The following is a 20,584-nucleotide window of genomic DNA, read 5'->3' as shown; positions in this document are numbered from 1 at the left end:
ATCCCGGCGGGGCGCCCCTGCCCCCCAGCGACCGGCCGTGGGCAGCGCGGCGGGGGCGCGTCAGCCGGCGACGCGGGCGCGACGGCGGCGGGAGAGCTCGTCGTCGGCGTGCGCGGGCTCCTCGGCCCGCTCGGCCGGGAGCTCCTGGAGCGTGCCCTCGATGTCGCGCCACACCCCGCCGAGGGCGATGCCGAACATGCCCTGTCCCCCACGGAGCAGGTCGACGACCTGGTCGTCGGAGGTGCACTCGTAGACCGACACCCCGTCGCTCATCAGGGTCACGGTGGTGAGGTCCTCCACGCCGCGTGCCCGCAGGTGCTCGATCGCGGTGCGGATCTGCTGCAGCGAGATGCCGGCGTCGATGAGCCGCTTGATGACCTTCAGGATCAGCAGGTCGCGGAAGCTGTAGAGGCGCTGGGTGCCCGAGCCGCCCGCGGCACGGATCTCCGGAACGACGAGGCCGGTGCGGGCCCAGTAGTCGAGCTGGCGGTAGGTGATGTCGGCCGCGCGGCAGGCGACCGGGCCACGGAAGCCGAGGTCCTCGGGCAGCGGCGAGAAGTCACCGTCGAACAGCAGGTCCTGGGCCGGCGGCACCGGGTGCTGAGCGTTCATCTCTGCCTCGCTTCGGTTCGGGAATCACCTCGTTGGGATTACGACGGTAATCCGCCGCCGACACGGGGGTCAACGACACGCCGTGCCGCGCCGCGCGACGCACCGGAGTCTGAACCGCTACCTCAGGGTTGGTTCTCCTCGCCGGTGAAGTCCTCCGGGGTGACGCTGTCGAGGAATTCCCGGAACCGCTCGACCTCCTCCTCGGCCTCCTCAGGCTCTGCGGCGCCCACCCCGTCCCCGGGCAGCACCCCGACCTCCTCCAGCACGGTGTCCGCGCACTCGATCGGGCACCCGAGGCGCAACGCGAGCGCGATCGCATCGCTGGGCCGCGACGGGATGCGCTGCTCGCCGCACACCAGCTCTGCGTAGTACTGCCCGTCGTCGTAGGCGGTGATGCGCACCGACTGGACGGGGGCGGTCGCCGCCTCGGCGAGCCTCCAGGCCAGGTCGTGGATGTTCGGACGGTCGGGGTCGGGCTCCTCCGCCGCCGTGAAGATCGCGGACGCCCCGCCATGGCTCATCCAGATCGGCAGCAGGCGGCCGGCGCCGCCGACCTCCGCCAGCACGACCAGCGGCGCGGCGTCCCCGGTGGAGACGCGGATCTCGATCACCCTCACCTCGCGCATGCGCTGCTCACTGCGGGAGCTGGGAGCGCAGCAGCGCGGCGTGGGCGTGCAGCACCAGCTGCATCACCTCCGCGGGCAGCGTCCGGTTGGACGGGTTGCGGCGCAGGTGCGGCGCGATCGCCTGCTCGATCAGCCCCACCTCGCGCTCGGCGGCCTGCTTGACCACCCGAAGGTGGCGGGCGTCCATGCCGAAGGCGGCCAGCTTTCGGGAGATCACTGCGACGGTGAGGGCGTCGCGACCGTAGTAGATGGTGCCGCGTCGCGGCACGACCAGCGCGTGCTTCTCCAGCTCGGCGAGCGCCGGCTCGCTCAGCCCGCTGAGTTCCATGAGTTCGCGGCGGGTGATCCGGATGGCCCGCTTGGGCGGGCGGGACTGCGAGGCGAGCGCCGCGGCCTGCTCCACGCCGTCCACCGCCGGCGCGGCCCCCTGGCCCGGTCCGCCCAGCGGGGGCGGTTCCTGGCCCCGGTCCATCATGTCGAGGTGCTCGCGGATGACCTTGAGCGGGAGGTAGTGGTTCTTCTGGACGTGCAGGATGTAGCGCAGGCGTTCGATGTCGGACTCGGCGTAGCGCCGGTACCCCGACGGTGCCCTCTCCGGCGAGATCAGTCCCTCGGACTCGAGGAAGCGGATCTTGGAGATGGAGACGTCGTCGAAGTCCGGTTTCAGGATGGCCAGGACCTGGCCGATGCTGCGGAGTCCGAGGGCCATCAGTCCTGCCCGGCGAAGAACACCATGCGGAACTTGCCGATCTGCACCTCGTCGCCCCGCCGCAGGGCCACCTCGCCGTCGATCAGGGTCTTGTTCACGTACGTGCCGTTGAGGCTGTTCTCGTCGCTGATCCACACCTGCCCGGCGCGGCGGGTGAAGCGGGCGTGGTGGCGGGAGACCGTGATGTCGTCGAGGAAGATGTCGCACCGCGGGTGCCGTCCCGCGGTGACCACGTCGGCGTCGATCAGGTAACGGGCACCGGCCTGGCCACCCCTGAGCACCAGCATCAGGGCCGAGCCGGACGGCAGCGCCTCGATGGCGGCCGCATCGTCCGGCGCGAGGTCGTCGATCTGGAACTCCTCGACGACCGGCGGGATCACCCGGGTGGTGTCGCCGGACATCTTCGCGAGGCTCGCACCGCAGTGCGGGCAGAAGTTGACCGCCTCGGAGAGTTCATGACCGCACGCGGGGCACTGCATCATGTGGGCCACCTTCCATGCCTTCGGCTAGCGAGCCCTCCCCCGATCGAGGCTCAACGACAGGTTGACCTTCAGCCTAGCCCTCGACGAGCTCGCTGTAGCCGTCCGCGTCCAGAAGATCCTCGAGTTCGCCGGCCTCGCTGAGCTCGAGCTCGAAGATCCAACCGTCACCGTAAGGGTCAGAGTTGATGGTCTCCGGGGAGTCGTTGAGCAGCTCGTTGACCGCTGTGACGACACCGCCGGCCGGCGAGTAGACGTCGGAGACACTCTTGGTCGACTCGACCTCGGCGCACGCGTCGTCGGCGGCGACCTCCTCGCCGACCTGCGGGAGCGAGATGTAGACGACGTCGCCGAGCGCGTCGGCGGCATAGCTGGTGATGCCGACGCGGACGGAGTTGCCGGCGCCCTGGCGAACCCACTCGTGCTTGCTGGTGTAGCGAAGGTCATCGGGGAACACGCACGTACTCCTTCTGGCAGCCGGGCTGCCGTCACGTTGGCACAAGGGTATCGTCCGGGACGCCGCTCAGTTGCCCTCGTCGCCCGCTGGGCCGGCCTCGAGCGGGAACCGGCGGATGACGTCCACGCCCTGGCCGATGTAGAGCAGGCCCGACCACCAGTAGAGGCCGGCGCCCCAGATCACGCACGCCCAGCCGAGCACGCGCGCGACCGTGTGCCACAGGTCGTCGCCAGTGCCGAGGAGCACCAGCGGGAAGGCGTACAGCAGCGCGAAGGTCGCCGCCTTGCCGAGGAAGTGGACGGGCAGGCTGGTGAACCCGCGACGGCGCAGGGAGGGCCAGATGGTGGTGAACATCAGCACGTCCCGCGCCGCCAGCAGGACCACCAGCCACCACGGCACGATCTCGCGCATCGCGAAGCCGATCAGCGTGGCCAGGATGTAGAGGCGGTCGGCGAGCGGATCGAGAACCTGGCCCAACCGGGAGCGCTGGTGCCAGCTGCGGGCGAGCTTGCCGTCCAGCCAGTCGGTGGCACCACCGATCGCCAGCACCACCACGGCCCACACGTCCGACTGCCGCTCGAGCAGCAGCCACAGGAACAGGGGGACGCCGGCCAGGCGGATGAAGCTGAGGATGTTGGGAACCGTCAGCACCTTCTCGGTGTCGTAGGGTTCTCCGGCCATGCCGGTCAGCTTAGGGCCCTCCACGGGCTCACAGCGCGTTCCACGCGTCGGCGAGGAGTTCGCGGGTCTGGCCCAGCAGCTGGGGCAGGGCCTTGGTCTGCGCGACCACGGGCAGGAAGTTGGCGTCCCCCCGCCAGCGCGGCACGACGTGCAGGTGGAGGTGGGCCGCGATGCCGGCACCGGCCACCTCCCCCTGGTTGAGCCCGAGGTTGAACCCGGCCGGCGCCGACACCGCGCGCAGCGCCGTCATCGCCTGCGCGGTGAAGGCGGACAACTCCGCCGACTCCTCCGCGCTCAGCTCTGTGTAGTCGCTGATGTGGCGGTACGGACACAGCAGCAGGTGCCCGGGAGAGTAGGGGTAGAGGTTCAGCACCGCGTACACCGCACGGCCGCGGCGGACCACCAGCCCCTCCGCATCGTCCAGGCCCGGTGCGCGGCAGAACGGGCAGCTGCCCTCCGACGGGTCGGTCGGCTTGTTCTCCCCCGCGATGTAGACCATCCGGTGCGGCGTCCACAGCCGCTGGAACGCGTCGGGGACGCCGGGCAGTGACCCGGCGTCCTCCAGCGGGGCGTCCGCGGTCACCGTCGTGGCGGCCTGGTCGCCGCGACGAGCTCCTCGATCGCGGCGTCGATGGCGATGCCGTTCTTCTGGCTGCCGTCGCGGTAGCGGAACGACACCGCGTCGGCGGCCACGTCCTGCTCGCCGGCGATGAGCATGAACGGCACCTTCTGGGTCTGGGCGTTGCGGATCTTCTTGCCGAACCGGTCGTCGGAGGTGTCGACCTCGACCCGCAGACCGGCCTCCGTCAGGCGGGCGGCGACGTCGGCCAGGTACGGCTCGAACTCCGCCGCCACCGGGATGCCCAGCACCTGGACGGGCGACAGCCAGGCCGGGAACGCGCCCGCGTAGTGCTCGGTGAGGACGCCGATGAACCGCTCGATCGAGCCAAACTTGGCCGAGTGGATCATCACCGGCTCCGCCGGGTGCCCGTCCGGACCGGTGTAGGTGAGGCCGAAGCGGGCCGGCTGGTTGAAGTCGTACTGGATCGTCGACATCTGCCAGGTGCGCCCGATGGCGTCCTTGGCCTGCACCGAGATCTTGGGGCCGTAGTAGGCCGCGCCGCCCGGGTCGGGGACGAGGTCGAGCCCGGACTCCCGCCCGACCTGTTCGAGCACCGCCGTCGCCTTCTCCCACTGCTCGTCGGAGCCGATGAACTTGGTGGACTTGGCGCCCTCGGTGTCGCGGGTGGACAGCTCGAGGTAGTAGTCGTCGAGGCCGAAGTCCTCCAGCAGGTCGGTGATGAAGCGCAGCAGGTGCTTGACCTCGTCCGCGGCCTGGCTGGCCATCACGTAGGAGTGGGAGTCGTCCTGGGTGATCATCCGCACCCGGGTGAGACCCTGGAGCACACCGGACTTCTCGTTGCGGTACACGGTGCCGAACTCGAAGAACCTCAGCGGCAGCTCGCGGTACGAGCGTCCCCTGCCCTTGAAGATCAGGTTGTGCATCGGGCAGTTCATGGCCTTGAGGTAGTAGTTCTGGCCATCGTCGTCCATCGGCGGGAACATGCCGTCGGCGTAGTACGGCAGGTGCCCGGAGGTGTGGAACAGCCCCTCCTTGGAGATGTGCGGGGTGCCGACGTAGGAGAACCCGGCCCGGATGTGGGCCTCGCGGACGTAGTCCTCCATCACGCGCTTGATCACCCCGCCCTTCGGGTGGAACACCGGCAGGCCGGCGCCCAGCTCCTCGGGGAAGCTGAACAGGTCGAGCTCCGCGCCCAGCTTGCGGTGGTCGCGCCGGGCGGCCTCGGCGAGCCGGTTCTGGTAGGCGACGAGGTCGTCCTTGGTGGCCCAGGCGGTGCCGTACACGCGCTGGAGCTGGGCGTTTCGCTGGTCGCCACGCCAGTACGCCGCAGAGCTGCGGGTGATCGACCAGGCGTTGCCGAGGTACCCGGTGTGCGGCACGTGCGGGCCGCGGCACAGGTCCTTCCACGCCACAGTGCCGTCCCCGCGGACGTTGTCGTAGATGGTCAGCTCGCCGGCACCCACCTCGACCGAGGCGCCCTCGGTGGAGGTGGCCGACCCCTTGAGACCGATCAGTTCGAGCTTGTACGGCTCGGACCCCAGTTCCGCCGCGGCCTGCTCGTCGGTCACGGCGCGCCGGACGAACCGCTGCCGCTCCTTGACGATGCCGGACATCACCTTCTCGATCGCCTTCAGGTCCTCGGGGGCCAGCGGGTGCGCCACGTCGAAGTCGTAGTAGAAGCCGTCGGTGATCGGCGGCCCGATGCCCAGCTTGGCGTCCGCGTGCAGCCGCTGGAGCGCCTGGGCGGTCACGTGCGCGCAGGAGTGGCGCACGATCGCCAGGCCCGCGTCGCTGGACGCGAGGACGGGCTCGACCTCGTCGCCGTCGTGAAGTTCCGCGGACAGGTCCACGATGACGCCGTTCACCCGGGCGGCGACCACCGTCCGGTCGGTGCCGAACAGGTCGAGGCCGGTGGTGCCCGTCTCGACCACCCGGGGTTCGCGCGACTCGGGACGCACCACGGTGAGGGAGACAGGCACAGGGATTCCTTCCGGACGGCGACCGGCCACGTGCCGGTCCGGCGACCATTCTGCCCCTTCCTGGCACCCGTCTTCACCCTGCCACGCTCCCCGCGGCCCGACGGGCGTCCACGCGGCCACCGCCCCGCCCCTCCCGGCTCGGCTCACCGCGGGTTTCGGCGCGCCCGCGCCACCCTCAGGTCGCCGTCCCCGTCCCACCGCGGGTTTCGGCGCGCAAGAGCCCGCCGGAAAGGCCCGATTGCGCACCGAAACCCGCGGTGACCCTTCGGGACCGAGCAGGACCACCAGGGAGCGGCCGGAAACCCGCGGTGGTTCAGGTGCTCGGGACGGCTGACGCCGTCCCGGGAGTTCTGGCACGGTTCTCCCATGGCGACCGACACCGAGCGGCTGTTCCCCGGGAAGTTCTTCATCAGCACCGCTCTGGAGGCGCTGGAGACCAAGACGGCGATGTCCGGCCAGCTGGCCGTCCGCTACCTCCAGCGGGCCGGCACCGCGGGCATCCTGATCGCGGTCTTCTACGGCGCGTACTTCAGCGTGGTCGCGACCTTCTCCGCCCTCTCGGTGGGGGGCACCCCCCTCACCGGCATCGGCAAGCTGGTCGGCGCCCTGGTCTTCGGATGGGCGCTGGTGTTCATCTACTACACCAAGTCCGAGCTGCTGACCTCGAACATGATGGTCGCCTCCATCGGCGCCTACTACAAGCGGGTGAAGTGGCCCAGGGCCGTCCGCATGCTCGGGTTGTGCTACCTCGGCAACATCCTCGGCGGCCTCCTCGTCGCGGTGCTCATGGTGTTCAGCACGCTGGGCAGCGGGCCGGCGCTGGCCGAGATGGAGCATGCGGTCGCGGTGAAGCTCGGCTACCTGACCGCCGGGCCGCTCGGCTGGTCCGACCTGCTCGTCCGGGCGATCCTGTGCAACCTGATGATCAACGTGGCGATGCTGCTCGTCTACAACGGCTTCATCAAGGAGGACCTCACCAAGTCCCTGGCGATGATCACCGCGGTCTTCATCTTCGCCTTCCTCGGCCTCGAGCACTCGGTGGCCAACACCATCCTGTTCCTGATCGTCGGGCTCAAGTCGGGCATCGACGTCGGCCTCGCGCTGGGCAACGTGGCCATCGCCCTGATCGGCAACTTCATCGGCGGCGGCGTGCTCATCGGGCTCTACTACGCCTTCGTCAACGACGACTCTCGGTACCGCTCGTGAGCGAGGCCAGGGCGCTGCGGCTGTCGGTCTACGCGTCGCTGCTCGTCGGCGTCGTCGGCGTCGTGTGGGGCCTCGTCGCAGACGCCAGGATCGTCCTGTTCGACGGCATCTTCACCATCTTCGGGACGGCACTGTCCGGACTGTCCCTGCTGGCCTCCTGGGCCGCCGGCCTCGAGCCGGACGAGCGCTACCCGTTCGGCCGCGAGGCCGTGATCCCGGTGGCGATCGTCGTCCAGGGCGCCGCGCTCACCGCCACGCTGTTCTACGCGGCGTTCGACTCGATCTCCCTGCTGCTCGCCGGCGGGACGGACGCGGCCCCGGCCAGCGTGGTCGGCTACGGCGTGCTCACGCTCGTGGTGGCCATCGCGGTGATGCTGGGGCTCCCCCGGCTGGCGCCGCGGTCGGAACTGGCGGCCGCGGAGGCCGACCAGTGGAAGGCCGGCGCGCTGCTCAGCGCGATCATCGCCGTCGGGGCGGCGGCGGCGACCGGCGCGGACGCCCTCGGCTGGGACGCGGTCGTCCGGTACGCCGACCCGGTGCTCGTGCTGGTGGCCGTCGCGGTCCTCGCACCCGTCCCGTGGCGGCTGCTCACCTCCGGCGGCCGGGAGATCCTCGAGGCCGCACCGCCCGCGGAGGTGTCCCGCGGCATCGAGGCGGAGGCACGACGCGTCGGGGGTGAGTTCGGCCTGGGCGAGCCGATCGTCCGTGCGACCAAGCTGGGACGCCGCCTGTATGTCGAGGTGGATTTCCTCGTCGGTGCGGGAGAGTGGGACGTGTCGGAGGAGGACAAGGTCCGCCGCTCTCTCATCGCCGGGCTCGACCCGCTCGGCTACGACGTGTGGGCGAACGTCGAACTCACCACCGACCCCGACCTGGCGTACTGAGCCCGCACGGGCACTGAGGAGGAAGAGATGACCGCGCCAAACCGCTGGTGGTCCCAGCGACCGTCGCTCACCTGGCTTGAGCTGATCGGCCTGGCCGTGGCGCTCGCCCTGGTCGGCGGCGGGCTCGGCGGCCTGGCCGCGGTGAAGCTGTCTCCCTCGCCGGGCGCCTGTGACACGACGCGGGTCGCGACCGCGGCGCTGCCGTCGGTGGTCACGGTGTTCGTCACCGGCGCGAGCGGCTCCGGGTCGGGCAGCGGCGCCGTGATCCGGGCGGACGGCGTGATCCTCACCAACGACCACGTGATCGCCGCCGCCGTCGACTCCGGCACCATCCAGGTGCTCCTGAACAACGGCGAGCAACTGCCGGCCCGCCTCGTCGGGACGGATCCGATCACCGACCTCGCGGTCCTCAAGATCGACCGCAACAAGCTGCCCACGCTGCTGCTCGCCCCGCGCGAGCCACTCACCGTCGGGCAACCGGTGGTGGCGCTGGGGGCCCCGCTGGGGTTGTCCGGCACGGTCACCAGCGGCATCGTCAGTGCCCTCGACCGCCACGTCCCCGCTCCGAAGGCCAGCGGTGGCACGACGGTGCTCGCCGGTGCCATCCAGACCGACGCGTCGATCAACCCGGGGAACTCCGGCGGCCCGTTGGTGACCTGCGACGTCCGCCTCGTCGGCGTGAACACCGCCATCTCCACCGTCCCGAACGCGCAGGGTGTCGCCGGCGGGGGCAGCGTGGGCATCGGCTTCGCCGTGCCGGCGTCCACGGCCCAGCGGATCGTCGACCAGTTGCTGGCCAGCGGCCGGGCAACGCACCCGTGGATCGGTGCCCAGACCGCGGAGATCAGCCAGGACACCGCCGACCGCTTCGGCACCAGCGCGGGGCTCTTCGTGCAGGCGGTCGCCCCGGCGGGACCGGCGGCCGAAGCCGGACTCGAGGAGGGCGACGTGATCACCGGGCTGAACGGTGGCCCGGCCAACAGCGTGTCGCTCGCGTGGCTGCTGGTGAGCGCGAACGTGGGCCAGGCGGTCGCGGTCGACTACGTGCGGGACGGGTCGGCACGTACCACCAGCCTGACGCTGGCGGAACAGCCCTGAGCCGGACCGTCCCCGGACGGGTCAGGCGGCGACGAGGCCGCGCCCGCGGGCGAGGCTGACCGCCACGAGGCGGTCATGCACGCCGAGCTTGTCGTAGATGTTGCCCAGGTGCTTGTGGACGGTCCGGGGCGAGAGCGAGAGCCGCGACGCGATGGACGTGGCCAGCAGGCCCTGCGCGAGCAGTTCGAGGACCTCCAGCTCGCGGCCGGTGAGGCCGAACTCGCGCGCAGCGTCCCTGCCGGCGCGGGCCTTCTCCCTGCGCTCGGTGACAGCGATCGCGTGGGGCATCAGGGCGGTCAGCGGTGGGATCGCCTCGTGGAGCAGCAGCACGCCCGCCTCGTCGAACCCGTCGGCCCGCGAGAAGGCGAGCGCACGGCGCTCGGTGCCGTCCTCGGCGAGCTCGAGCAGCGGCGGTGCGACGACCAGGACGTGGCCGAGGCCGACCGCCCGCACCTGGAGCGGGGCTTGTGAGGCCGAGGCGAAGTCGGCGTCGTCCAGTGACTGGGCGAGGACGGACGCGATCGTCCGGTCCGGGTGCCCGCCGAGGACTCGTCCGCCGTCGGCTCCCGGCACGAAGCACACGGCGGCGTCCGCCTGCACGCCCTCCGCCAGGTGCCGGCAGATGACCTGCTCGACGTCGGCGTCCGCGACGATCGCCTCGGATGCCTCGCTCAACATGCCGACGATCAGAACTGCACGCTGACCACGATCCACGCCCGACCTCCCGTCCGAGAACCGCGCTGAACACCCCAACAGCGGGGGCCGAGGGCCTATTCCGCTACGGGGTAATACCCACTGGTCGTCAGATCCGCGCCCCGTGTTGGTTGATACCTGCTCGGGCCGGGCAAAGAATGAGTCGACGGCCCACCGACGACGGGAGCACCATGATCAGCGACGAGACCGCCGAACTGCTCGAGCAGTGGTGGCGGGCGGCCAATTACCTCTCGGTGGGCCAGATCTACCTGCTGGACAATCCGCTGCTACGGCGTCCCCTCTCGCGCGACGACGTGAAGCGACGCCTGCTGGGCCACTGGGGAACCACGCCGGGGCTGAACTTCCTCTACGCGCACTTCAACCGCGCGATCGTGGAGCGTGACCTGAACGCGATCTACATCGCCGGGCCCGGCCACGGCGGACCCGGGCTGGTCGCGAACGCGTACCTCGACGGCACGTACACCGAGGTCTACCCGAGCATCACGCCTGACGAGGCGGGGCTGGGCCGGCTGTTCAAGCAGTTCTCGTTCCCGGGCGGTATCCCGTCGCACGTGTCTCCGGAGTGCCCGGGTTCGATCCACGAGGGCGGCGAGCTGGGCTACTCGTTGTCCCACGCGTACGGATCGGTGTTCGACGCGCCTGACCAGATCACGTTCGCTGTGGTCGGGGACGGCGAGGCCGAGACCGGCCCGCTGGCCACCGGCTGGCACGGGAACAAGTTCATCAACCCGGTGACCGACGGCGTCGTACTGCCGGTGCTGCACCTGAACGGCTACAAGATCGCGAACCCGACCGTGCTGGCCCGGATCCCGGAGGCGGAGCTGGCCGACCTGATGCGTGGCTACGGGCACGAACCGTTGTTCTTCACCGCCGGGGTCGACGACGACCACCTCGAGGCGCACAAGCGGTTCGCCGCCGTGCTGGACGACGCGCTGGACCGGATCGCGCAGATCAAGGCCGCAGCGGCGAAGGCCGGCCCGGACGCGGTGGAACGCCCGCGCTGGCCGATGATCGTCTTCCGCACCCCGAAGGGCTGGACGGGGCCGTCGTCGGTCGACGGCAAGCAGACAGAGGACCACTGGCGCAGCCACCAGGTGCCGCTGGCCAGCGCCCGCGACTCCGATGAGCACCTGAAGGTGCTCGAGGACTGGCTGCGCAGCTACCGGGCCGAGGAGCTGTTCGAGGAGGGCGGTGCGCTGGTGGCGCGCCTGGGCGCGCTGCGTCCGTCCGGGGAACGACGGATGTCGGCCAACCCGGTCACCAACGGCGGCCTGCTGTTGAAGGACCTGCTGATGCCAGACTTCCGCGACTTCGCCGTCGAACCCGACGCCGACGGTCACGGCGGCCCGATGGTGGAGTCGACCAAGCGGCTGGGTGAGTTCCTGGCCGAGGTGTCGCGACGCAACCCGGCGAACTTCCGGGTGTTCGGGCCGGACGAGACCGCGTCCAACCGCCTGCAGGCGATGTACGAGGCCACGCCGAAGCAGTGGCTCGGCGACTACCTGCCCACCGACGCCCCCGACCCGATGCGCCGCGAGGGCCAGGTGGTCGAGGTGTTGAGCGAGCACCAGTGCCAGGGCTGGCTTGAGGGCTACCTGCTCACCGGACGGCACGGCCTGATGAACTCCTACGAAGCCTTCATCCACGTCGTCGACTCGATGTTCAACCAGCACGCCAAGTGGATGGAGTCGACCAACGAGATCGGCTGGCGGCGTCCGGTCGCGTCCCTCAACTACCTGCTCAGTTCCCACGTCTGGCGCCAGGACCACAACGGCTTCAGCCACCAGGACCCCGGCTTCCTCGACGTGGTGCTCAACAAGAGCCCTGAGGTGATCCGGATCTACCTGCCGCCGGACGTCAACACGCTGCTGTCGACGTTCGACCACTGCCTGCGCAGCAAGCAGTACGTCAACGTCGTCGTGGCCGGCAAGCAGCCGGAGCCGGTATTCCTGAACATGGAGGAGGCCATCGCGCACTGCACCCGGGGCCTCGGCATCTGGGAGTGGGCCGGCACAGAGGAGCCCGGCACCGAACCGGACGTGGTGCTGGCCTGCGCCGGTGACGTGCCGACCCTGGAGGTGCTGGCCGCGGCCGACCTGCTGCGCACCCACATCCCGGAGCTCAAGGTGCGGGTGGTGAACGTGGTCGACCTGATGCGGCTCCAGGACGCCGCCGAACACCCCCACGGCCTGAGCCATTCCGACTTCGACACCATCTTCACCAGCGACAAGCCGATCATCTTCGCGTTCCACGGCTATCCGTGGCTGGTCCACCGCCTGGCCTACCGGCGCACCAACCACGCGAACCTGCACGTGCGGGGGTTCAAGGAGAAGGGGTCGACCACGACGCCGTTCGACATGTGCATGCGCAACGACATCGACCGCTTCCACCTCGTCATCGACGTCATCGATCGCGTGCCGTCGCTGCGGGCCCGGTACGCGACGCTGCGCCAGAACATGGTCGACCGCCGGATCGAGGCCCGCGCCTACGCCTACCAGTGGGGCACCGACCTGCCCGAGATCGCCGACTGGGTGTGGCCGGACGCCGGCGACCTGGTGGGGGGCCAGGCGTCCGCCGCCGTGCGGAGCACCGGAGGGGACAACGAGTGACGATCCTCTACCTCGTGCGGCACGGGCAGACCGAGTGGACGCAGACCGGACGGCACACCTCGGTCACGGACCTGGACCTCACCGAGGAGGGCGTGGCGCAGGCCCGATCCCTGCAGGACCGGCTCGACCCGTCGCGGTTCGACCTGGTGCTCAGCAGCCCCCGGTTGCGGGCGCGGCGGACGGCGGAGCTGGCCGGCTTCGTCGAGCACGAGGTGGACGAGGACCTCGCCGAGTGGTCCTACGGCGAGTTCGAGGGGCTGACCAGCCCGCAGATCCGCGAACGCTGGCCGGGCTGGCGCATCTGGTTCAACGGGTGCCCCGGCGGTGAGTCGGCCGAGGAGGTCCGCGCCCGGCTGACCCGGGTGGTGGCCCGGGTGCGTGCCTCGGGCGCGGAGCGGGCGATCTGCTTCGGGCACGGCCACGCGTCGCGGGTACTCGCGCTGTGCTGGCTCGACTTCCCCATCATCTTCGGGCAGAGCTTCCCGCTCGAGGTCGGCAGCGTTTCCGTGCTCGGCCGCGAGAAGGAGTCGCCCGCGATCCTCCGCTGGAACAGCTGACCTGACCGTACGCCCTCCCCCGGCGGCGATCTCCACAGGCGGCGCGACCCCGCCTGGAGGACCCGCGAGTAGACTCACACTGCGGGTCGAAGCGGTGATCCCGGCGATCCGCGGTGCGGCGTCGAACGGAATCGCGATGTGGATCTACGCGGGTGTGGGTGTCGTCCTGGTGGGCCTGTTCAGCCTGTCTGCGAGGATCGTGAAGCAGTACGAACAGGGCGTGCTCTTCCGCTTCGGGCGGGTGATCGCCGTCCTCCAGCCCGGGCTGAGGTTCATCATCCCCTTCGTGGACGTGCTGCACCGCGTCTCGACGCGGATCGTGACGATGCCCATCCAGTCGCAGGGGATCATCACCAAGGACAACGTCAGCGTCGACATCTCGGCCGTGGCCTACTTCCGCGTGATCGACGCGAAGAAGTCGGTGCTCGCGATCGAGAACACGCCGACCGCGATCGACCAGATCGCCCAGACCACACTGCGGAAGGTGGTCGGCCAGCACACGCTGGACGAGACCCTGGCGGAGACGAACCGGATCAACCTCGACATCCGGGAGATCCTGGACATGACCACCCTCGACTGGGGTGTCGAGGTGACGCTGGTGGAGCTCAAGGACATCCAGCTGCCCGACAGCATGAAGCGGGCGATGGCCAAGCAGGCGGAGGCCGAGCGCGAGAAGCGGGCCAAGATTATCAACGCCGAGGGCGAGTTCATGGCTGCGGGGACGCTGGGAGAGGCGTCGGACATCATGATGGCCCACCCCCTCGCGCTCCAGCTCCGCAACCTGCAGAGCCTGGTCGAGATCGGGGTGGACAAGAACACCACCGTGGTCTTCCCGTCCCCGATCATGACCACGATCAACGAACTGGGCGCCTTCATCGAAAGGGAGCGGGCCGCGGCGGAACGCGAGGCCGTCCCGGGGCCAGGGGCCTCGCGTCCGGCAGCTGATCGCGCCGGAGCCGGAGACGAAACAAACCCCGTCGCGTGACGGGGCTTGATCCTTGGTGGGCGACACTGGGTTCGAACCAGTGACCTCTTCCGTGTCAGGGAAGCGCGCTACCACTGCGCCAGCCGCCCGAGGTGGAGACGGGATTTGAACCCGTGTACACGGATTTGCAGTCCGTTGCCTCGCCTCTCGGCCACTCCACCGGCGAGAGCCGGTCTCGAAAGTCGAAGTTTGAGACCTTCTCCGAGCGGACGACGGGATTCGAACCCGCGACCCTCACCTTGGCAAGGTGATGCTCTACCAACTGAGCCACGTCCGCGTTGCAGGCCCTCACCGGTTCCCCGGCGCGAGTGCGAGAGCAACCATAACCCAGCCCGGACCAGCCCGCAAAACGAGCCTGCCGATGCCCCTACCGCGCTCCGGATCGGCGCTCGTGGTGGAGCCAGAGAAGGGCGCCCAGCAGCGGCAGGGCCACCAGGAAGGCCAGCCGGAGGTCGGTCAGTCCGGCCAGCACGGCCAGCAGCGTGGGCACCACCGTGATCGCCGTCCCGGACGCCAGAGCCCCCAGCGACGCACCCCACTCCGGACGCAGGCCGGGAGTCGACATCAGGCGGGCGAGGGTGATCGGGTAGAACGTCGCGATGCCGAAGCCGGCGAGCAACTGCCCCAGTCCGACCAGCGGCCACACCTGGGCCAGCACCACGAGCAGGCTGCCGGCGCCCGCCAGCGCGGAGCCGACCGGGATCATCGAGAACCGGGCGATCAGGGCGGGGCCGGCGATGCGTCCCAGGGCCATGCCGATCGGGAACGCCGCGCCGACCAGCGCCGCCCCGCCCGCGTCGAGCCCCGTGGCGGCGAGCCGCGCCACGCCCCAGACGACGAACGAGAACTCCACCGAGACCGACAGCACCAGCGCCAGCCAGCGGCGCACCGCGAGAGACCGGACGAGCGGCTCCCGCGTGTCCGCCGTGACGACCTCCGCGGGTTCGGGGACCATGCGCAGCGCGGCCACAGCGAGGACGGCCATCGACACGCTGATGAGCACCAGCGGGAGCCGTCCCCCCAGCCCGAGGGACGTCGCCGCACCCAGCAGCAGCGGCGCACAGACGCCGGCCACGCTTGCCGCGGCGTTCACCGCCGTCAGCTTGCCCTCCGCACCCGGGCCGTGCAGCAGGCCGGGCGCCACGAGGATGATCCCCGCCGCGCCGAGCCCCTGGAGCGCGGCCCCGGCGTAGGCGACCACAGGGACCGACGACAGCGCGAGGGCGAGGCTGCCGGCGCCGAGCAGCACCGCGGCGAGGGCGAGCACGGCCCGAGGCCCCAGTCGCAGGAGGAAGGGCCCGGCGAACGCCGCGAGGAGGAGCCCGTAGCCGAAGGTGGACCCGAACCACGCGAGGTTCTCCACGGGGAGGCCGAGGTCGCCGGCCAGGACGACGAGGACGACGCCGATGCTGGCGACGTAGAAGCCGACGTTCGTCATGCCCAGGCCGACGGCGAACATCACTCCGCGCCCGCGTTGCTCCGTCACGACCCCGTCCCCGGGAACCGTCGACGGGTGACCCACAGGGTCCACTCCGGCCTCCTCCTTGCCCGATCAGGACCCTACTGCCTTCGATGTGACGCGTCGGCCACTCTCGGCTATCGTTGGTCTCCGCGGGCGATTGGCGCAGTGGTAGCGCGCTTCGTTCACACCGAAGAGGTCACTGGTTCGAACCCAGTATCGCCCACCATCCGCGAGGCGAATCCCGCGATACGAGCACCGAAATCCCATTCTGTGAGACGAGCGGTCCCCATTCCGCGTGACCATTCGGTGGCTGTAACGCGGCGGTAACGTTTCGTCCCATTATTTGGACGAGCGTCTCGCGATTTGGTAAGCAGAATTGCGTCACGGATTGATAACGACCAAGGTTGGCGCTATCAAACCTCGGCAATGGCGCCAGTCCCCTTCGGACAGGAAGGCACGCCCATGACGGCCCCCGCACTCGTGATGGTGGCTCGCGGTAGCTCCGACCCCATGGTGGCCCAGGTCACCCACCAGCTCGTCCGTTGCCTGTCCCAGATGCGGCCGGAGATGTCGGTGCACGGGGCCTTCCTCCAGTCCAACCCGCCCAGCGCGAGCCAGGTCATCGACCAGCTCGCCGCCGCCGGCGTCAACGAGGTCGTCCTCGTCCCGCTCGAGCTGACGCACGCCATCGAGAGCGATTCGGCGATGATCGAGCTGCTCCACCGGGCCCGCACCAACTACCCCGACCTCCGCTTCACCCTCTCCCGCCCGATCGGCCCCGAGCTCAGCCTGCTCACCGTCCTCGACCAGCGCCTGCGCTCGTCCCTCAGCCAGGCCCGGTGCCTCGAGCTGGACGGGCTGGTGCTGTCCGCGTCCTGCACCGGTGATGTCCGGGGCAGCGCGCTGCTGGCCCGGCGGGCCCGCCAGTGGTCGACGCACCACCGGCTCCCCTGTCTCACCGCCGTCGCGGACGACTCCGGCCCCTCCGTCGCCCAGGCGATCATGGGCCTGCGGGCGCAGGGACGCCGCCACATCGCCGTCGGCTCGTTCTTCCTCACCGCCGACGAGGCGTTCCACGCCCAGTCCGACCTCGCCTACCGGTTCGGTGCCGTCTCGGTCAGTGAGCCCATCGGCGCCTCCCGCGAAGTCCTCGACCTGGTTCTGGCGCGTTACGCCTTCGCGGCGATGGACCTGCTCGACTTCGGCTTCGACGAGGTCGCGGAGCCGGAACGACACCTGAGCGTCGTCGGCGCCTGAGCCGACACCCGCACGACCCCTGCGCGCCAGAGGCTCTCGATCACTCGGGAGCCTCTGGTGTTCCTCGCAGTGGTGGGCGATCCGGTCAGCTCTGCGCGACGCGCTTCTGCTCTGCGGCCACGTCGAAGTCGGCGGCCGGCCAGGAAAGGCCCATGCCGGCGAGCGTCTCGCGCAGCAACTCGGCCACCGCCCAGTTCCGGTACCACTTGCGGTCGGACGGGATGACGAACCACGGGGCGGCCTCGGTGTTGCACTTCTCCAGCGCCGCCGCGTACGCCTCCATGTAGGCGGGCCACTTCTTCCGGGCGTCCACGTCGCCGGGGTTGTACTTCCAGTACTTCGTCGGGTCGGCGAGCCGCTCGGCCAGCCGCGCCTTCTGCTCGTCGAAGGAGACGTTCAGCATGCACTTGACCAGCTTGTAGCCCTCGGCGACCAGCCCGGCCTCGAACTCGTTGATCTCGTCGTAGCGCGTGCTCCACACGTCCTCGGGCACCAGGCTCTCCACCCGCACCACCAGGACGTCCTCGTAGTGGGAGCGGTCGAAGATCCCGATCTGGCCCGGTCGGGGCAGGGCGTTCCTGATCCGCCACAGGTAGTGGTGCTTGCGCTCCTCCTCCGACGGGGCCTTGAAGGAGGTGAGGTCGACGCCCTGGGGGTCGACGAGGCCGATCGCGTGCCGGATCACCCCACCCTTGCCCGAGGTGTCCATGCCCTGGAGCACGACCAGCACCCGGGGCGACACCTCCGGCGCGGCGCGTCCACCCGCGTAGAGCATCTCCTGGAGGTCGGACAGCTGGCGACCGAGCCCGGCAGTGTGCACGGGCGCATCCTCCTTGCCCTTGCCCGGGTAGCCCGGGGTCGCGCGCGCGTCCAGCGACGCCATGTCGACCGCGCCGTGCGGTAGCCGCAGCAGCTCCGACAGCGGGGCGCCGGCGGCGGAATCCTTCTTCTTCGAACCCATGGGGCACAGTCTGGCGCGCACCCGCCCGGCGGGGGAACCCGATCCGGCCAAGTCCGGTCGACGTCAGCGGAAGATGTCGGCCAGGTCGTAGCCGACCGGCTCCTCCAGCTGGGCGTACGTGCACGTGCGCGGGTCGCGGTCGGGACGCCACCGGTTGAACTGTGCGGTGTGCCGGAACCGGGCGCCCTCCATGTGCTCGTAGCGCACCTCCACGACCAGTTCGGGACGCAGCGGCACGAAGGAGAGGTCCTTGCCGTTGTTCCACCGGCTGCCCTCGGAACTGCGCGGGGTACGCACGCCGTCCGCCGGTGCGGCCCACGCCCACGGGTGGTCGTCGAAGGTGGTGACCAGCGGCTGGAGCTCGGCGAAGAGCTCGCGGCGGCGCGCGGCAGGGAAGGCCCCCACCACTCCCACAGATGCCAGCGCGCCCTCCTCGTCGTACAGGCCCAGCAGCAGCGACCCGATGCTCTCCTCGTCGCCCTTGTAGGTGCGGTACCCCGCCACGACGCAGTCGGCGGTGCGGGCGTGCTTGATCTTGAACATCACCCGCTTGTCGGGCTGGTAGGTCCCGGACAGGGGCTTCGCCACCACCCCGTCCAGCCCCGCTCCCTCGAACTGCTCGAACCACTGCGCGGCCAGGGCCGGATCGCGTGTCGCAGGGGTGAGGTGGACGGGCTCCGCCGCGTCCGCGAGCGCCTCCTCCAGCAGCGCGCGGCGCTCCTCGAGCGGCAGTCCCGTGCAGTCACGGTCGTCGAGCGCGAGCAGGTCGAACACCACCAGCCGCGCCGGGGTCTGCCGCGACAGCAGCGCGATGCGGCTGGCCGCGGGGTGGATACGTTGCTGGAGCACCTCGAACTCGAGCCGGTCGCCCACCACCACCACGAGCTCGCCGTCCACCACGCAGCGCTGCGGAAGGTGCTGCTTGACGGCCTCGACGACCTCGGGGAAGTAGCGGGTCATCGGACGCTCGTTGCGCGAGCCGATCTCGACCTCGTCGCCGTCCCGGAAGATGATCGCCCGGAACCCGTCCCACTTCGGCTCGTAGAGCATCGCGCCCTCGGGGATCGACGGCACGGCCCTGGCGAGCATCGGGGCCACCGGGGGCATCACGGGGAGGCGCACGGTCCTCACTCCTTCCAGTTGGCGGGGTTGATCTTGCTGGGCTGCACCCGCGGGGGCTCTCCGGGCATCTTCGGGTACTCCGGCGGATAGGGCAGCTCACCCTCGCCGCCGGCGGCGTCCCTGGCGTACCACTCGAGCGCGACCTCCAGCGAGCCGGGAGGGGTGTGGTCCATCGCCGCCCAGGGATCGCCGCCCCCGGCGAACCGCGCCGGCATGCTCAGCACCGTGAAGTCGGACGGGTCGGCGTCGGCCAGCTCGTCCCACTCCAGGGGCGCGGACACCAGTCCGCGCGGCGTCGGGCGGATGGAGTAGGCCGAGGTCATCAGCCGGTCCCTTGCCATCTGGTTGAAGTCCACGAACACCCGCTCGCCGCGCTCCTCCTTCCACCAGTTCACGGTGACCGCCTCCGGCATCCGCCGGGCCAGCTCGCGGCCCACGGCGATCGCGGCGTGGCGGGCGTCGATGAAGTCGGCACCCGTGATCGGCGCGAAGACGTGGACGCCCCGTCCGCCGCTGGTCTTGCAGAAGCCGGTGAGCCCCGCCTCGGCGAGCACCGCGCGGAGTTCGACCGCTGCCCGCACCGCCAGCCCGAACCCGACGCCGGGCTGGGGGTCGAGGTCGATGCGCAACTGGTCGACGACCTCTGTGTCCGCTGCGCGCACGGGCCACGGGTGGAAGCGGACGGTGCCGAGGTTCACCATCCAGGCGATGGTCGCCAGGTCGGCCGGCGCCACCTCGACGGCCGTCCGCCCGGACGGGAAGCGGACCTCGGTGGTCTGCACCCACTCCGGCGTGCCGGACGCGGCCCGCTTCTGGTAGAACGCCTCTCCCCTGCCGTCGGCCCTGGTGGCCACCACCACGTCGTCACGGACGCCACCGGGCCAGCGCTCCATGGTCGTCGGGCGGTCACGCAGCGCGGCCAGGATGCCGTCCCCCACGCTGAGGAAATATCGGACCACCCCCAGCTTGTTCACACCGAGGTCGGCGAAGTACGGCTTCTCGGGACTGGAGATGCGCACCTCCCGGCCACCGATGTCCAGGACCTCTCCCTGTGCAGCCGCCATGGCGGTCAGGCTAGTGTCCGGGACTGACGCACCGAAGTGGGGGCGTCGCGACGCGCACAAGTGCTGAGGCGCTGCCGTCACGACCGCGGGAAAGGAACGGATATGGAACTGAAGGTGATCAAGACCCCCGAGGAGTGGCGCGCCCAACTGAGCCCGCTGGAGTACCGGGTGCTGCGCGAGGCCGGCACCGAGCCGCCGTTCACCGGCGAGTACACCGACCACACCGGCGTCGGCATCTACCGGTGCCGGGCCTGTGGCGCGGAGCTGTTCCGCAGCGAGCACAAGTTCGCCTCGCACTGCGGCTGGCCGTCCTTCTACACCTCGGCCGCTGCGGACCGCGTCCGCCTGCTCGAGGACCGGAGCCTCCCCCTGCACCCGCGCACCGAGGTGCGCTGCGCGGCCTGCGACTCCCACTTGGGCCACGTGTTCACCGGGGAGGGCTACGACACCCCCACCGACCAGCGCTGGTGCATCAACTCGGTCAGCCTGGATTTCGAACCCGCGTCGTCCTGACGGCGCGCCAAGGCGGGCGTGGTCAC

Annotated in this window: 21 protein-coding genes and 4 tRNA genes; 9 read left to right on the top strand and 16 right to left on the bottom strand. The window is 70.4% G+C overall.

The genetic code is table 11. The annotated features are described in order from the left end of the window. Positions 1 to 60: 60 nt before the first annotated feature. From ACFQQJ_RS14230 to thrS, 8 genes are all read right to left on the bottom strand, one after another. Complete coding sequence (locus tag ACFQQJ_RS14230) at positions 61 to 612, bottom strand: MerR family transcriptional regulator (protein WP_377107405.1); 552 nt, start codon at positions 610 to 612, stop codon at positions 61 to 63. Between the two features lie 122 nt (positions 613 to 734). Next, positions 735 to 1,238, bottom strand: a complete 504-nt coding sequence (locus ACFQQJ_RS14225) for a bifunctional nuclease family protein (protein ID WP_377107403.1) — start codon at positions 1,236 to 1,238, stop codon at positions 735 to 737. 7 nt (positions 1,239 to 1,245) lie between these two features. After that, complete coding sequence (locus tag ACFQQJ_RS14220; protein WP_377107401.1) at positions 1,246 to 1,947, bottom strand: MerR family transcriptional regulator; 702 nt, start codon at positions 1,945 to 1,947, stop codon at positions 1,246 to 1,248. Continuing rightward, complete coding sequence (locus ACFQQJ_RS14215) at positions 1,947 to 2,429, bottom strand: FHA domain-containing protein (protein ID WP_377107399.1); 483 nt, start codon at positions 2,427 to 2,429, stop codon at positions 1,947 to 1,949. The genes ACFQQJ_RS14220 and ACFQQJ_RS14215 overlap by 1 nt, the downstream gene beginning before the upstream one ends. 73 nt (positions 2,430 to 2,502) lie before the next feature. After that, a complete protein-coding gene (gene gcvH / locus ACFQQJ_RS14210) occupies positions 2,503 to 2,883 on the bottom strand; it encodes a glycine cleavage system protein GcvH (RefSeq protein ID WP_377107397.1) in 381 nt (126 codons plus the stop codon). Between the two features lie 66 nt (positions 2,884 to 2,949). Then, positions 2,950 to 3,564 carry a CDP-alcohol phosphatidyltransferase family protein gene (locus ACFQQJ_RS14205; protein WP_377107395.1) on the bottom strand — a complete coding sequence of 205 codons (615 nt, stop codon included), beginning with the start codon at positions 3,562 to 3,564 and terminating at the stop codon, positions 2,950 to 2,952. Positions 3,565 to 3,592: 28 nt separating this feature from the next. Beyond that, positions 3,593 to 4,147 carry an HIT family protein gene (locus ACFQQJ_RS14200; RefSeq protein WP_377107394.1) on the bottom strand — a complete coding sequence of 185 codons (555 nt, stop codon included), beginning with the start codon at positions 4,145 to 4,147 and terminating at the stop codon, positions 3,593 to 3,595. Continuing rightward, complete coding sequence (thrS, locus tag ACFQQJ_RS14195; RefSeq protein ID WP_377107393.1) at positions 4,144 to 6,126, bottom strand: threonine--tRNA ligase; 1,983 nt, start codon at positions 6,124 to 6,126, stop codon at positions 4,144 to 4,146. Before thrS ends, ACFQQJ_RS14200 begins: the two co-directional genes overlap by 4 nt. 366 nt (positions 6,127 to 6,492) lie before the next feature. On the opposite strand from thrS, the gene ACFQQJ_RS14190 reads away from it, so the two are divergent. Genes ACFQQJ_RS14190 through ACFQQJ_RS14180 form a run of 3 tightly spaced genes read left to right on the top strand, consistent with a single transcriptional unit; the run spans position 6,493 to position 9,314 of the window. Next, entirely contained in the window at positions 6,493 to 7,332 is an 840-nt protein-coding gene (locus ACFQQJ_RS14190; protein WP_377107391.1) for a formate/nitrite transporter family protein, read from the top strand. Beyond that, entirely contained in the window at positions 7,329 to 8,216 is an 888-nt protein-coding gene (locus ACFQQJ_RS14185) for a cation transporter (protein WP_377107389.1), read from the top strand. The genes ACFQQJ_RS14190 and ACFQQJ_RS14185 overlap by 4 nt, the downstream gene beginning before the upstream one ends. Positions 8,217 to 8,243: 27 nt before the next feature. Then, complete coding sequence (locus ACFQQJ_RS14180) at positions 8,244 to 9,314, top strand: S1C family serine protease (RefSeq protein ID WP_377107387.1); 1,071 nt, start codon at positions 8,244 to 8,246, stop codon at positions 9,312 to 9,314. 21 nt (positions 9,315 to 9,335) lie between these two features. Here the strand turns inward: ACFQQJ_RS14180 and ACFQQJ_RS14175 are convergent, their stop codons facing one another. Then, a complete protein-coding gene (locus ACFQQJ_RS14175; protein WP_377107386.1) occupies positions 9,336 to 9,992 on the bottom strand; it encodes a LuxR C-terminal-related transcriptional regulator in 657 nt (218 codons plus the stop codon). 206 nt (positions 9,993 to 10,198) lie between these two features. Between ACFQQJ_RS14175 and ACFQQJ_RS14170 the strand changes: the two genes are divergently transcribed. The 3 genes from ACFQQJ_RS14170 (at position 10,199) to ACFQQJ_RS14160 (ending at position 14,179) form a co-directional block, all read left to right on the top strand. Then, positions 10,199 to 12,637 (top strand): phosphoketolase, encoded by a 2,439-nt coding sequence (locus ACFQQJ_RS14170; protein WP_377107385.1) that lies wholly within the window; start codon positions 10,199 to 10,201, stop codon positions 12,635 to 12,637. Next, the gene (locus tag ACFQQJ_RS14165; RefSeq protein ID WP_377107383.1) at positions 12,634 to 13,194 is read left to right on the top strand and encodes a histidine phosphatase family protein; all 561 of its coding nucleotides are present in this window, start codon (positions 12,634 to 12,636) and stop codon (positions 13,192 to 13,194) included. The genes ACFQQJ_RS14170 and ACFQQJ_RS14165 overlap by 4 nt, the downstream gene beginning before the upstream one ends. 136 nt (positions 13,195 to 13,330) lie before the next feature. Then, positions 13,331 to 14,179, top strand: coding sequence for a slipin family protein (locus ACFQQJ_RS14160; protein WP_377107381.1), 849 nt, complete (start codon positions 13,331 to 13,333; stop codon positions 14,177 to 14,179). A 14-nt stretch (positions 14,180 to 14,193) separates the two neighbouring features. Here the strand turns inward: ACFQQJ_RS14160 and ACFQQJ_RS14155 are convergent. The 4 genes from ACFQQJ_RS14155 to ACFQQJ_RS14140 form a co-directional block, all read right to left on the bottom strand. After that, positions 14,194 to 14,268: transfer RNA gene (locus ACFQQJ_RS14155), tRNA-Val, on the bottom strand. Position 14,269: 1 nt separating this feature from the next. Next, positions 14,270 to 14,340: transfer RNA gene (locus ACFQQJ_RS14150), tRNA-Cys, on the bottom strand. A gap of 43 nt (positions 14,341 to 14,383) precedes the next feature. After that, positions 14,384 to 14,456: transfer RNA gene (locus tag ACFQQJ_RS14145), tRNA-Gly, on the bottom strand. A gap of 90 nt (positions 14,457 to 14,546) precedes the next feature. Then, a complete protein-coding gene (locus ACFQQJ_RS14140; RefSeq protein ID WP_377107379.1) occupies positions 14,547 to 15,710 on the bottom strand; it encodes an MFS transporter in 1,164 nt (387 codons plus the stop codon). A gap of 82 nt (positions 15,711 to 15,792) precedes the next feature. On the opposite strand from ACFQQJ_RS14140, the gene ACFQQJ_RS14135 reads away from it, so the two are divergent. Further along, positions 15,793 to 15,867 (top strand) — tRNA-Val (locus ACFQQJ_RS14135). A 236-nt stretch (positions 15,868 to 16,103) separates the two neighbouring features. After that, the gene (locus ACFQQJ_RS14130) at positions 16,104 to 16,898 is read left to right on the top strand and encodes a sirohydrochlorin chelatase (protein WP_377107377.1); all 795 of its coding nucleotides are present in this window, start codon (positions 16,104 to 16,106) and stop codon (positions 16,896 to 16,898) included. A gap of 85 nt (positions 16,899 to 16,983) precedes the next feature. Here the strand turns inward: ACFQQJ_RS14130 and ACFQQJ_RS14125 are convergent, their stop codons facing one another. The 3 genes from ACFQQJ_RS14125 to ACFQQJ_RS14115 form a co-directional block, all read right to left on the bottom strand. Further along, positions 16,984 to 17,859, bottom strand: coding sequence for a PPK2 family polyphosphate kinase (locus ACFQQJ_RS14125; RefSeq protein ID WP_377107376.1), 876 nt, complete (start codon positions 17,857 to 17,859; stop codon positions 16,984 to 16,986). Between the two features lie 63 nt (positions 17,860 to 17,922). After that, complete coding sequence (locus ACFQQJ_RS14120) at positions 17,923 to 18,981, bottom strand: ATP-dependent DNA ligase (RefSeq protein ID WP_377107374.1); 1,059 nt, start codon at positions 18,979 to 18,981, stop codon at positions 17,923 to 17,925. Positions 18,982 to 18,986: 5 nt separating this feature from the next. Further along, positions 18,987 to 20,045, bottom strand: a complete 1,059-nt coding sequence (locus ACFQQJ_RS14115) for a DNA polymerase domain-containing protein (RefSeq protein ID WP_377107372.1) — start codon at positions 20,043 to 20,045, stop codon at positions 18,987 to 18,989. 102 nt (positions 20,046 to 20,147) lie between these two features. Here ACFQQJ_RS14115 and msrB point away from each other — a divergent pair, with 102 nt between their 5' ends. After that, positions 20,148 to 20,558, top strand: coding sequence for a peptide-methionine (R)-S-oxide reductase MsrB (msrB, locus tag ACFQQJ_RS14110; protein ID WP_377107370.1), 411 nt, complete (start codon positions 20,148 to 20,150; stop codon positions 20,556 to 20,558). Positions 20,559 to 20,584: the final 26 nt, after the last annotated feature.

This window comes from Propionicimonas sp. T2.31MG-18 (assembly GCF_964266745.1).
Lineage (GTDB): Bacteria > Actinomycetota > Actinomycetes > Propionibacteriales > Propionibacteriaceae > Propionicimonas.
The sequence above is the reverse complement of the archived record's forward strand: the minus strand, read 5'-3'. Positions and strand labels throughout refer to the sequence as shown.